This window comes from Sphingobium indicum B90A (genome assembly GCF_000264945.2).
Taxonomy (GTDB): Bacteria; Pseudomonadota; Alphaproteobacteria; order Sphingomonadales; family Sphingomonadaceae; genus Sphingobium; species Sphingobium indicum.
This window is the reverse complement of the sequence record NZ_CP013070.1, coordinates 3,372,558-3,384,363: the sequence shown is the minus strand read 5'-3', so window position 1 is coordinate 3,384,363 and position 11,806 is coordinate 3,372,558. Positions and strand designations below refer to the sequence as shown.

Annotated in this window: 13 protein-coding genes and 1 tRNA gene; 5 read left to right on the top strand and 9 right to left on the bottom strand. The window is 67.7% G+C overall.

Annotated features, from left to right (window positions below; translation table 11 throughout):
- Nucleotides 1–26 precede the first annotated feature (26 nt).
- The 3 genes from SIDU_RS16360 to SIDU_RS16350 all read left to right on the top strand — a co-directional run bounded on the left by SIDU_RS16360 (nt 27) and on the right by SIDU_RS16350 (nt 2,878).
- Complete coding sequence (locus SIDU_RS16360) at nt 27–917, top strand: aldose 1-epimerase family protein (RefSeq protein ID WP_007689490.1); 891 nt, start codon at nt 27–29, stop codon at nt 915–917.
- Nucleotides 918–978: 61 nt separating this feature from the next.
- Nucleotides 979–2,544, top strand: a complete 1,566-nt coding sequence (locus tag SIDU_RS16355) for a peptide chain release factor 3 (RefSeq protein WP_007689488.1) — start codon at nt 979–981, stop codon at nt 2,542–2,544.
- 19 nt (nt 2,545–2,563) lie between these two features.
- Nucleotides 2,564–2,878: a hypothetical protein gene (locus SIDU_RS16350; RefSeq protein WP_007689486.1), complete on the top strand. Its 315-nt coding sequence runs from the start codon at nt 2,564–2,566 to the stop codon at nt 2,876–2,878.
- 37 nt (nt 2,879–2,915) lie between these two features.
- Here SIDU_RS16350 and SIDU_RS16345 read toward each other — a convergent pair.
- Nucleotides 2,916–3,007: transfer RNA gene (locus tag SIDU_RS16345), tRNA-Ser, on the bottom strand.
- A gap of 230 nt (nt 3,008–3,237) precedes the next feature.
- Between SIDU_RS16345 and SIDU_RS16340 the strand changes: the two genes are divergently transcribed.
- Nucleotides 3,238–4,047: a DUF1134 domain-containing protein gene (locus SIDU_RS16340; protein ID WP_007689483.1), complete on the top strand. Its 810-nt coding sequence runs from the start codon at nt 3,238–3,240 to the stop codon at nt 4,045–4,047.
- A gap of 171 nt (nt 4,048–4,218) precedes the next feature.
- Here the strand turns inward: SIDU_RS16340 and dinB are convergent, their stop codons facing one another.
- The 3 genes from dinB to SIDU_RS16325 form a co-directional block, all read right to left on the bottom strand.
- Nucleotides 4,219–5,298 (bottom strand): DNA polymerase IV, encoded by a 1,080-nt coding sequence (dinB, locus tag SIDU_RS16335; protein ID WP_007689482.1) that lies wholly within the window; start codon nt 5,296–5,298, stop codon nt 4,219–4,221.
- Between the two features lie 83 nt (nt 5,299–5,381).
- The gene (locus SIDU_RS16330) at nt 5,382–5,906 is read right to left on the bottom strand and encodes a DUF177 domain-containing protein (RefSeq protein WP_007689480.1); all 525 of its coding nucleotides are present in this window, start codon (nt 5,904–5,906) and stop codon (nt 5,382–5,384) included.
- Nucleotides 5,903–6,418 (bottom strand): ubiquinol-cytochrome C chaperone family protein, encoded by a 516-nt coding sequence (locus tag SIDU_RS16325; RefSeq protein WP_007689478.1) that lies wholly within the window; start codon nt 6,416–6,418, stop codon nt 5,903–5,905. The genes SIDU_RS16330 and SIDU_RS16325 overlap by 4 nt, the downstream gene beginning before the upstream one ends.
- An 87-nt stretch (nt 6,419–6,505) precedes the next feature.
- On the opposite strand from SIDU_RS16325, the gene SIDU_RS16320 reads away from it, so the two are divergent.
- Entirely contained in the window at nt 6,506–7,072 is a 567-nt protein-coding gene (locus SIDU_RS16320) for an outer membrane protein assembly factor BamE (protein ID WP_007689476.1), read from the top strand.
- A 182-nt stretch (nt 7,073–7,254) separates the two neighbouring features.
- Here SIDU_RS16320 and SIDU_RS16315 read toward each other — a convergent pair whose 3' ends face one another.
- From SIDU_RS16315 to SIDU_RS16295, 5 genes are read right to left on the bottom strand one after another with little or no spacing between them, the layout of a single operon-like run.
- Complete coding sequence (locus SIDU_RS16315; protein ID WP_007689475.1) at nt 7,255–8,127, bottom strand: NAD-dependent epimerase/dehydratase family protein; 873 nt, start codon at nt 8,125–8,127, stop codon at nt 7,255–7,257.
- Nucleotides 8,124–9,107, bottom strand: coding sequence for an ATP-grasp domain-containing protein (locus SIDU_RS16310; protein WP_007689473.1), 984 nt, complete (start codon nt 9,105–9,107; stop codon nt 8,124–8,126). Before SIDU_RS16310 ends, SIDU_RS16315 begins: the two co-directional genes overlap by 4 nt.
- Nucleotides 9,104–9,820 (bottom strand): metallophosphoesterase family protein, encoded by a 717-nt coding sequence (locus tag SIDU_RS16305; RefSeq protein WP_007689471.1) that lies wholly within the window; start codon nt 9,818–9,820, stop codon nt 9,104–9,106. The genes SIDU_RS16310 and SIDU_RS16305 overlap by 4 nt, the downstream gene beginning before the upstream one ends.
- A complete protein-coding gene (locus SIDU_RS16300; RefSeq protein ID WP_007689468.1) occupies nt 9,811–10,947 on the bottom strand; it encodes a glycosyltransferase family 4 protein in 1,137 nt (378 codons plus the stop codon). Before SIDU_RS16300 ends, SIDU_RS16305 begins: the two co-directional genes overlap by 10 nt.
- Nucleotide 10,948: 1 nt before the next feature.
- A complete protein-coding gene (locus SIDU_RS16295) occupies nt 10,949–11,806 on the bottom strand; it encodes a sulfotransferase domain-containing protein (RefSeq protein WP_233431845.1) in 858 nt (285 codons plus the stop codon).

The following is an 11,806-nucleotide window of genomic DNA, read 5'->3' as shown; positions in this document are numbered from 1 at the left end:
GCCGGACGGCAAGGAGATTGCAGCGCATGGCGGACGAATTCATCACCATCGGTTCGGGCGACCTCAGCGCCGGCATCAACCCGCTGGGGGCGGAGCTATGGTCGCTGAAAGACGGGCAAGGGCGCGAACTCATGACCGATGCCGATCCGCGCTGGTGGACGGGACATGCGCCTCTTCTCTTCCCCTTCGTCGGGCGGTCGCGGGGGGACGCCTATCGCTTCGAGGGGCGGGACTATCCCATGCCGCAGCATGGCTTTGCGCGGCGCAGGGTCTTTGACGTGGTCGAACGCAGCGACGAGGCCACGACCTTCCGGCTGGAGGCGGATGCGGAGACGCGGGCCGTATATCCCTTCGACTTCCGGCTGGACATGCGCTTCGCGGTCGAGCGAGCGGCGCTGCGGATGACCGCGACGGTGGTCAATCGGGGGACGGGCGACCTGCCCTTTTCCTTCGGCTATCATCCTGCATTCGCCTGGCCGCTGCCCTATGGCGGAGCGGCGGAGGATCACCGCGTGCTGTTCGAAAAGGCGGAGCCCGCGCCGATCCGCAAGGTGGGGGACGAGCCGGGACTGATCGCGCTGGAGAGCGCGCCCTCGCCGGTCGAGGGCCATGTGCTGGCCCCCACCCCTGCGACGTTCCGGGGCGACGCGCTGATCTGGGACCGGCTGGAGAGCCGCAGCCTGTTCTGGGGCGTGCCGGGCGGCAGGGGGCTGAGGATCGACTTTCCCGATACGCCCTGGCTGGGGCTGTGGCAGAAGCCGGGCGCGCATTATCTCTGCGTCGAACCCTGGGCGGGAATGGCCGACCTGGTGGGTTTTGCCGGAGACGTTTGGGAGAAGCAGGGGATCATGCGGCTGGCGCCGGGGGAGGAACGGGCCTTCCGGATGGACGTGGCGGTGGTGGACGGCTGGATTTGAGGCGCCGCGCCAAAAACGGCCTTACTGGCGCGGCAGCGAAGAATCGCTATATGGGCCGCCCATGACCATTCCTTCCCGCCGCACCTTCGCCATCATCTCGCACCCCGACGCGGGCAAGACCACGCTGACCGAGAAGCTGCTGCTGGAAGGCGGGGCGATCCATCTGGCGGGCGAGGTCAAGGCGCGCGGCGCGAACCGGCGGGCGCGGTCCGACTGGATGAAGATCGAGCAGCAGCGCGGCATTTCCGTGACAAGCTCGGTCATGACCTTCGAGCGGGACGGGATCACCTTCAACCTGCTCGACACGCCGGGGCACGAGGATTTTTCCGAGGACACCTATCGCACGCTGACGGCGGTGGACTCCGCGGTGATGGTGATCGACGCCGCCAAGGGCATCGAGCCGCAGACGCGCAAGCTGTTCGAGGTATGTCGGCTGCGCAACGTGCCGATCATCACCTTCGTCAACAAAGTGGACCGGGAGGGCCGCGACGCCTTCGCGCTTCTCGATGAAGTGGCGGACGCGCTGGCGCTGGACGTGTGCCCGATGAGCTGGCCGGTCGGCATGGGCGGCGAGTTCGAGGGGATCTACGATTTCGCCCGGAACCGCCTGCGCCAGCCTTCGGGCGCGAGCAAGGAATTTGAGGGGAAGGAAGCCTTCTTCTCCGGCATCGACGACGACGCGCTGGCCGGGCACCTTTCCGGACAGGGGCTGGCGCGGCTGCGCGAGGAGGCGGAACTGGCGGTGGGCGGCTATGCCGATTTCGATCTTGCCGCCTATCGCCATGGCGACCTGACGCCGGTCTATTTCGGGTCCGCGCTCAAGCTGTTCGGCGTCACCGAGTTGATCGACGCGCTGGCCGCCCACGCGCCGCCGCCCCGCGCCCAGCCCGCCGAACCCGCGCCGGTAGAGCCGGAGAACAGCGAGGTCACCGGCTTCATCTTCAAGGTCCAGGCCAATATGGACCCGCAGCATCGCGACCGGATCGCCTTCATGCGGCTTTGTTCGGGCAAGTTCAGGCGGGGCATGAAGCTGACGCCGAGCGGCAGCGGCAAGCCGATCGCGGTGCATTCCCCTATCCTCTTTTTCGCGCAGGACCGCGAGATCGCGGACGAGGCCTTTCCGGGCGACATCATCGGCATTCCCAACCATGGCACGTTGCGGGTCGGGGACACGCTGAGCGAGAAGGCCGGGGTGCGCTTCACCGGCCTGCCTAACTTCGCGCCGGAAATCCTGCGGCGCGTGGCGCTGAAAGACCCCACCAAGACGAAGCAGCTTCGCAAGGCGCTGGACGACCTGAGCGAAGAGGGCGTGATCCAGGTCTTCTATCCGGAGATCGGGTCCAACTGGATCGTCGGCGTCGTCGGGCAGTTGCAGCTCGACGTCCTGATCTCCCGGCTGGAGGCGGAATATAAGGTGGCGGCCGGGCTGGAGGCTTCCCCCTTCGACACGGCGCGCTGGATTTCCGGCGATGACGCGGCGATCAGGGATCTGGTGTCGTTCAACGGCGCTAACATGGCCAAGGATCGCGACGGCAATCTGGTCTTCATGGCGAAAAGCGCCTGGGACATCGGCTATCAGCAGGAACGCCACCCCAAGGTCAAGTTCAGCGCGACCAAGGAGCGGTGAGGAAAAGGGGCGGCGGCAGATGGCCTGGGACTTGCGCCGCGCCTTGCTGAAAAAGGGCGAGTTCGAATCCGCCCGGCTGATCGACTTCGAATTTCGGGAGCGGGCGCGGACGATGAAGCTGCTTGCGCCGCGGGTGTCGGCGGCGCTGGAGCCGCAAGCCCTGGCCGGGGAAATCGCGCTGGGGGACGATGAATCCATCCTGCGCCGGTTGCTCGATCGCTTCCCCGACCTGGAAGAGGCGGCGCTGCGGCGGGACTATGCCGAATGCAGGGCGCAGGCGCGCAAGGAACTGATCGCGGAACTGGGCGACCCCACGCCCTATCGCCTGGGCTGACCTTCAGCGGTGGGCCCGGTTGTGAGCGAGGGAAAGGTGGCGGAGACGGAGGGATTCGAACCCTCGGTAGCCCCTTAAGGCTACGACGGTTTAGCAAACCGCTGGTTTCAGCCACTCACCCACGTCTCCGCACGAATTTGCCCACCGGATAAGGTGAGCAGTGGCTAGATGTCGGCCTATAGCGGCGGCTTTGATGCATGGCAACGGTTCGCGGCGGAGAAAAATCACCCCAATTTCGAAAAGCGGATTCGGACTGGCGCGGAATCGACTCGGGTCGCCGTTCGTTCATTGTCGTTTCAGCTTGTTCCCCGATAATCTGAAATATGGTTCAAGAGCGGGTTCTTTGGGGAGTAGCGGACATGATCGGGATTTTGCGGCGGTTTTCGGGCCGCGCCGCATGGGCGGGCGCTTTGGCGGTCGCCCTGGGCGGCATGACGCTGGCGCCCGTCGCCGCGCAGGCGCAGGTGCGCACCGTCGATCCCAATACCGCCATCGATGCCGACCTGGCGCCCGTGCCGCAGCAGGGGGGCACGCCAACCGATCCCGGCGTGGACCCCAGCGTCCCGTCCGGGAACGGCGCGCCCTATGATCCGCCGCCGGCCGGTTCGGGGTCTACGGCGACCGGATCGACCGCGACCGGCGCGCCGGTGACGGCCAATTCTCCCCCGGCGGCGATCTCCCCCAGCGATTCCTATCAGGAAGACGATCTGATCGGCGCGGCCGAAGGGGTGTTCGGCAAGGGCGCGGAAGGGCTGGCCGGCATCATCGAGAAGATATTGAAGGATCAGGGCCGCCCCAACGCCTATATCGCCGGGCGCGAGGCGTCGGGCGCTTTCGTCGTCGGCCTGCGCTACGGGTCCGGCACGCTCAATCACAAGGTGGAGGGAAAGCGGGAAGTCTATTGGACGGGGCCGTCCATCGGCTTCGACGTGGGCGGCAACGCGGCCAATACCTTCGTGCTGGTCTACAACCTCTATGACACGCAGGATCTTTATCACCGCTTCCCGGCGGCGGAGGGCACCGCCTATCTGGTGGGCGGCTTCACCGCCAGCTATCTGCGCTGGGGCAGCGTGGTGCTGATCCCGATCCGGCTGGGCGTCGGGTACCGGCTGGGCGTCAACGCCGGTTACATGAAGTTCACCGAGAAGCGGAACTGGCTGCCCTTCTGAGGGACTTGGAGCGCGGGCCTGAAAATCCTCCCTGCGCGAAGCGTGGGGAGGGGGACCATTTGCGAAGCGAATGGTGGAGGGGAAATTCGGAGGTCGTGCCCCATTCCCCTCCACCAGCCTGCGGCTGGTCCCCCTCCCCATCTTGCGATGGGGAGGATTTTTAAGCCGTGCCTACAGGGAGAGGTTGAGTTGACCGTTGGCCTGCTCCGGTTCCTCATGGTCCAGATTATGGACGCCCAGCCCCAATAGCCGCGCCCCCATGCGCAGCGGCAGTTGGGCGCGCAGCAGCGCCCGGCCGGTCTCCGCCAGCAGATCGGGCGAGCGCAGCGGGGCGGCGAAGCTCCTGGAGCGGGTGATGATCCGGAAATCCGCGAACTTGACCTTGAGCACCACTGTCCGGCCATAGGCGCCGCTCTTTTCGATGCGGCCCCAGAGATTCTCCGCGATCCGGTCCAGTTCCACGATCAGCGCATCCTCCGCCGTCAGATCGTCGAAGAAAGTATCCTCGACGCTCACCGACTTGCGTTCCTGCCGTTCATGGACTGGACGGTCGTCCTCGCCCCGCGATGCGCGATAGTAGAACAGCGCGGCGCTGCCGAAATGATGCTGGAGGAAGGGCAGGTCGCGGGCGCGCAGATCCGCGCCCGTCTCTATGCCCAGCGCCTGCATCCGCTTGGCTGTCACAGGCCCCACGCCATGGATGCGCCGCACCGGCATCTTCGCGATGAAGGCCGCGCCTTCCTGCGGCCGGACGACGCAGATGCCGTCGGGCTTGTTCTGGTCCGACGCCAGCTTGGCGATCAGCTTGTTGTAGGAGACGCCCGCCGATGCGGTGAGGCCGGTTTCCTCCCGGATCAGGCGGCGGATTTCCTCGGCTATGCGAGTGGCGGAGGGGATGCCGGGCTTGTTCCGCGTGACGTCCAGATAGGCTTCGTCCAGCGACAGCGGCTGGATGATGTCGGTGAAGCGCGAGAATATCTCCCGCACCTGGGCGGACACGGCGCGATAGACCTCGAACCGGGGGCGGACGAACAGCAGGTCGGGGCAGAGCCGCCGCGCCCTGGCGCCCGGCATGGCGGAGCGGACGCCATATTTGCGCGCCTCATAGCTGGCGGTGGCGACCACGCCGCGAGGACCGCCGCCGCCCACCGCCAGCGCCTTGCCCCGCAGGCTGGGATCGTCGCGCTGTTCGACCGACGCGTAAAAGGCATCCATGTCGATATGGATGATCTTGCGCGGCGGGCTTTCCATGGGCGCGCTTATGCCACAGGGCGAGCCGGAAGGCAGCCCTCAGCGTGGCAGCAGGCGCAGGCTATCGGGCGCCCGCGTCAGCCTCATTTCTTGTCCTTCAGCGACAGCAGCGCGGCGAAGGGGCTGGTCTGCTCCTCGCTCAGCACGCCCGCTTCGCGCAGGACGCTGTCGGCTTCCGGAGCGCGCGGATAGGGCGTCATGGCCAGCGCCACCGTTTCGGCCACCGCCTCGCCCATGTCGAGGACCAGGCCGTCATAGCCGATGGTGTCGCAATCCTCGGCATCCAGCTCCAGCTCGTCGCCTTCGGGCGCATCCTCCCCTTCCCTGACGAAGCGGAGGAGGAAGTCGGTATCGACCCTTTCAGGAACCGCAACGCCGGTCGCGACGCAGGGCTGGGCAAGGTCCGCCCGCACCCGCCCCCTGGCGTAGATCGCGCCATTTTCCTCGCTCAGCGCATAATCCGCCTCCAGCCGGTCGAGCGCGAGCAGGTGGAAGCGCCTGGCCAACGCCTCGCGCTCGGCGGCATCGGCAGTGATGGTCACTGGCTGGGCATGGCGGGCAAGCTGGTCAACACGGACCGGCCGGGAAAATTCGGGGGTCGTGCTCATCCAAGGTCTCCAGCCATCAGGGCGTCGCGGCCGATGCAGCCAAGCCTGACCCAGCGCGACCGCAGATGCGATTCGACATGCGCCAGCGCGTCGGCGGACGGCGCCGCGCCGCGATAGAGGTTGCGGGCGATCGCTTCATCCAGTTCCGCTTCGCCCGACAATGCGGCGCGGTATGCCGCCAGCCGCCCGCCCAGCGCGCTCACCATGCGGCCGATATGCTTGCCGACGACGACGTCGCCAATCCCTTCCTGCCGCAACTGGCCGTCCATGTCGTCCACGAACAATTCGGTCAGCCAGACGCTTTCCTGCGCAGCGCCCAGCGCCTCCAGCCGCATCAGCGCCTGGGCGAGGATGGCGACGATCATGTCGAAACGCCCGTCCATCGTGTCGGGAACCCGCCCCTCCACATACCAATGGGGCCGGCGGCCCTCCGCGACGATGGCGTTGTAGAGGGGGCGCATCGCGTCCTTGGGATCGCTCGGCGCGAACAGGCGCTGGAAGATGCTGGGCATGACGAATGAGTTTCCTGGCTGGACCGAAAGGCGGCCCCTTGCCGAGGCCCACGCATTTCCATATTGATCGGCCAGCCGCCCGATGCAATGGCGGCTTTGTTTTTCGGCAAGGTCCGGGGCATGTCCCCGCAGGAGAAGTTCATGCGCCAGTTCAGCCGCCAATCCCGCAGCGGGCGGATTTTGCTTGGCGCAGGCCTTTGCGCGCTGTTGCTGGGCGCGTCGGGCTGCTCGCGCATCCGCACCCACCAGGGTTATCAGGTCGACAAGCTGCTGGTGGATTCGATCCAGCCGGGCATCGACAACCGCGCCTCCGTGGAAGGCACGCTGGGCCGGCCGAGCTTCGTCGCGCAGTTCGGCGACCAGGACTGGTATTATGTGTCGCGCGACATGCGATCGCTGGCCTTTTCCAGCCCCAAGCCCGTGTCGCAGACCGTGCTGCACGTCCGCTTCGACGCGGCGGGCAATGTCGTGGCGGTGGACCGCATGGGGCTGGAGCAGGTGGCGAAGATCTCCCCCTCTGGCGACAAGACGCCGACTTTGGGCCGCCATCGCAGCCTGTTCGACGAGATTTTCGGCAATATCGGCGCGGTCGGCGCCGGCGGCATGGGCGGCGCGGGCGGCGGCAGCAACACCGGCGGCCCGAACGGGAGCTAGAGCGGGTTTCGGGTCGGGTAGACCTATCCTATTCCTCCCCATCGAGAGATAGGGAGGGGGACCAGCCGAAGGCTGGTGGAGGGGAATGGGGCACGACCTGCGTATTTCCCCTCCACCATTCGCTTCGCGAACGGTCCCCCTCCCCACGCTGCGCGTAGGGAGGATTAACAGCCACGCCGCTGCTACAGCTTCAAGCCGTCAGCCAGGCGCATCGGCCGATAGCCCAATGCCCGCAATCGATCGATATTGAGGGCGGGGAAGCCCCAATCCTCTCCCCCCTCGCCGTCGTCATGCACGACCGGCGCGCCCGTTCGCTCCGCCAGCAGTTGCGCCAGTTCCGCAATCGTCGTGCGCACGCCGCTGCCGACATTGAAAGCCCCCGCATTCTCGCTGCCGAGCAACAGCAGCATGGCCCGCGCCACATCGTCCACATGGATCAGGTCGGCCCCGAACCCGCCGCCGCCACGCACCCGGATCGGCCCGCCGCTCGCGGCTGCCTGCGCCATCGCGGCCAGCGCGCCGCTCCGCTGACCCGGCCCATAGACCGACGCCAGCCGCAGCGTCTGGAGCAGCACATCCTCCTCCCGGCAACGTTCCGCCGCGTAGATTTCCTGACAGACCTTCGAACCGAGATAATAGCCCCTGCTGCCGGGAAAGAGAGGCGCTCGCTCGTCCGGAGGCTGGCCAGTCGGCGCATAGGCGTTGGCGCTGCTCGCCTGCATGATCCGCCCCACCCCTGCCCGGATCGCCGCGTCGACCAGCCTCAGCGTGCCGAGCGCGTTGATCCGCCAGCAACGCTCCGCTTCGGCCGGGTCGCCATGGTCGGTGGGGATATGGGCAGCGAGATGCACCAGCGCCGCGCAGCCGGAAAGGTCCGCATCCTCCACTGCCGCCAGGTCCAGGAACCCCCATTCGTCCGCCGGATCGGCATCGGGCGGCGGACGGCGGCCGAGATGGCGGATGCGCCAGCCCGCCCGCCGCACCGCAGGCCGGAAAGCGCGGCCGACAAAGCCCGAACCGCCGGTCAGGGCCAGCAGGGGGCCGACGCCGTTCATCGCACCGCGTCGATGCGCTCCTGCGGCACGAACATCTCGTCCCAATAGCGCAAGATGACCCCCGGCCGGACCGGCGGCTGCACGATGGGAGTGGCGTGGAGCAGTTTCCGCACGCACATCTCCACCTCGTTGAAGCCCGCCATGGCGCGCAGCGGCGTCGTGCCGGAAAATCGGGCGTTGATCTCGAACACGCAGGGGGTGCCGTCGGCATCGGTGCGGAACTGGAAGTTGGCGGGGCCATGGGGTTGCAGCGCCCGGCCCAGCATCCGCACCTGATCGTTCAGTTCCGGATAGTCGGCGACATAAGCGCGATAGGTGTTTCCGTCGCGCAGGTCGCGGCGCATCACGATGGACGCCTGCACTTCGCCATCGAAGACGAGGGTGGAGGCGGTATATTCGCAATCGGCGCTGCCCACGCATTGCTGCACGACAAGCCCGCCGCGCCCCTCCAGCGCCGACGCCAGTCCGGCGCGGCCATGCACCACCGATACGCCGACCGAACGCGCGCCGATCCGGGGCTTCACCACCAGCGGAAAGCCGACCCTGTCGATCAGCGCCTCGACCGCTTCCTTATCCTCGCCGGCGGCGGAGGCGGGGTGAGGCAGGCCGACGCTTTCGAAGAAGCGCGCCGTCTCCAGCTTGTCGTCCGCAATGGCGACGACGCGGGGATCGCTGACCAGCACATGCGTGCCGAACAACGCCTCCAGCCGGTGGCGCTCGGCGGCGAACCAGGACAGTTCGACATCGGTTCCGACCAGCACGGCGTCGGGCCGTTCCCGGTCCAGCAGTTGGTGAATGCGGTCGCCAAAGGCCGGGTCATCGGCGAAGGGCAGGCGATAGGCGCGGTCCGCCCAATAGAGGCCGGCGGAAAGCGGATTGGGGTCGGCCGCGATGACCTGGCACTCCAGCGCCGACTGCCGCAGCGCCTTGACGATGCCCTGTCCCAGCACCGCGCCGGCTCCGGTGACGAGGATCTTCATGCGAAGAACCGGCAGAGCCGCTCCTGCGTGGCGGCGGACAGCGTGGTGGCGCGGATGGCGTGCATCTGGTCCTCCGGATCGAAATCGATGTCGCGGCTTTCGATGGTCACAGAATCTCCCCTGATGTCGATCATCGCCCATTTCGGCGTCCGGTCGCCGTCGTCTCGCGGCTGGCCGAGCGAGGCGAGGGTGAAGATGGTGGCGGCGTCGCAATCATAGCGGCGATGCCGGTGGACATGACCGAACAGGCCGTAGAGAAAGCCCCGCGCCGCGACCGCGGCGGCGGCTTCCTCCGCCTCCTGCGCCGAGCGGATGTAGCGCCAGTCGCCATAGTCGAAGGGATTGGCATGGGCGGCGAACAGCGGCCCCAGCGACCAGCTTTCGCGCCAGTCGAACGCCGTCATGCTGTCGGACGGGATATGGGCGGCGGTCCAGTCGACGCTTTCGCGCAGCCAGTCGGGCAGGGCGGCGCGATAGGCCTCCGCCGCCGCCGACCCCCGGTAGAGCATGTCGTGATTGCCGCTGATCAGGATCGCCCCGTCGCGAACCGCCGCGCCCTGCACCAGTTCCAGCGTTTCCAGCGGCTGCACGCCATAGGTCAGCAGGTCGCCCAGGATGAGCATCCGGTCGAACCCCTCTCGCCGGGCGGCGGTGAGCGCGAGTTGCAGCGGATCGCTGGCGGCATGGATGTCGGTCAGCGCGGCTATTCGCATGGCGACACCGGGCGGGCCAGAGGGGACGGAGCGAAGCGGGAGCGGCGGGACTGGGTCAGTTCCCGATACAGGTCGAGATGCGCCGTCGCGCAGCTTTCGAGGGAAAAGCGCCGGGCGGCATGCAGCGCGCCCCGCGACAGGGCGGCATATTGGGAGTCGTCGCTCAGCGTCTCCACGACCGCCCGCGCCAGCGCGGCGGGGTCGGAAGGGGGGACGAGCCGGCCGTTGACGCCGGGCAGGACCATTTCCCGATTGCCCGCCACCGCGGTCGCGACGATGGGCAGGCCGCTCATCGCCGCCTCGATCATGGCGATGGGAAAACCCTCCCACAGCGAGCAGTTCACGAACAGGTCCGCCTGCCGCATCAGCGCGTCGACGCCGCTGCATGCGCCCAGCAATTCGACGGGTTCGCCAGCGGCCTGCACCTGAAGCCGGCCGAATTCCGGTCCCCCGCCCGCTATGCGGATGCGGGCGGAGCGGCCCTGCGCCGCCAGCGCCTCCACCAGCGGGCGGGCGGCGCGGAGCAGGGTGGGATAATCCTTCTGCGCCGACACCGTGCCCACGGCGAGGATCGTCGGATCGCGCCCGGCGGCGTCGCGCGGCCGCCCGGCCTGGAAGCGGGCGCTGGCGGCGTTCAGGATCATGCGGATCGGCTTGCGGGCATGGTCGCGCAGCATCGCCTCGCACTGGTCGCTAATCGCGACATAGCCGTCGACGATGCAGTCGAAGAGGGCGAAGGCCGACGGCGGAAAGGAGAGGCGGCTGTTATGGTGGGTCAGCACCACCGGCAGGCCGGGCATGGCCAGCGCAAGGGGGAAGAGGGCGCGGGCCGTGTGGGCGTGGATCACGTCCGGCCGGATCGCGCGCAGGGCGCGGCGCAGCGCCAGCGCCCCGCCGGGCAGATTGTTGCGGTTGGCAAGGCCCAGGGAAAGGGCGGTGGCGCCGTCCGCCCGCACCCGCGCCATCATCGCCGCTTCGGTATCGGGCGCATTGCCCACCTGCGCCGCGTCGCTGAGCGAGAGGACTGTCGCCTGATGGCCCGCCTGCGCAAAAGCCTCCGCCAGATTGCAGACCAGCATTTCCGCCCCGCCCGACGTGAAGCTGGTGATGATCGAACAGATGCGCATCTCAGCGGGCCAGGTCGACGCCGGTGGCGGCCAGCAGCGCCAGGGCGCGGGGCGACAGGTCGGACCGGCAGCGTTCCAGCACCAGATCGGCCTGATCGGGCCTCAGCCACTCGCCGAAGGCGCCCGCCTTGCCGCTGCGCATGCGCAGGCTCTGGTCGTCGTTGCGGTCATAATCATGGCCGGGAATGCCGCCGTCGCGTTCCTTGTCGCGCATCCGGTCGAATTGCGCGGCGGCGACGGCGCGGGCGAGCATTTCGGGCTGAGGCTCGACGCCCAGAAAGGCGAGGATGCCCGCCACGGCAGGCATCGGTTCGGCCAGCATATGTTCATAGCTGATCAGGTGATGCGGCCGCCCCGCCAGCCCTGCCGCCCAGCCGTTCAGATAGGCGGTTAGCGCCGCCATCCCATATTTGGGTTCGTCCAGGAAAGCCGCCATGTCGCCGGAAAAACTCTTCTTGTGCCGGGTCGCGTGGAAATAGGCGGACACGATCACGTCGCGAGGATCCCGGACCAGGAAAAGGACCGGCCGGTCGAGGAACAGCCGCTCGCGATAGGGCAGGTGACTGACCAGGATCAGCGGCAGCCCCGCCTCGCCCGTCCGCCCGATGAAGGCGTCGATGCCGCGCACGGGATCGCGGTCGAAATTGGGCAGGATGCGGAAGGTGCTGGTGAGGTCGGGCTCGAAGCCCAGCTTCGCGCTTTCCGCGAAATAGCAGGAGAGCAGGTAACGCAGCCATGTCCGCCCGCTCTTGGGGTAGGAAACGAGGAAAGCGTCGGCCCGCGCCGCCGCCAGCCGCAATGGCGGTTCGTCCCGCAGCCGCCGCCGCATCGCCCGCGCAACGCCCTTCAGCGACATCAT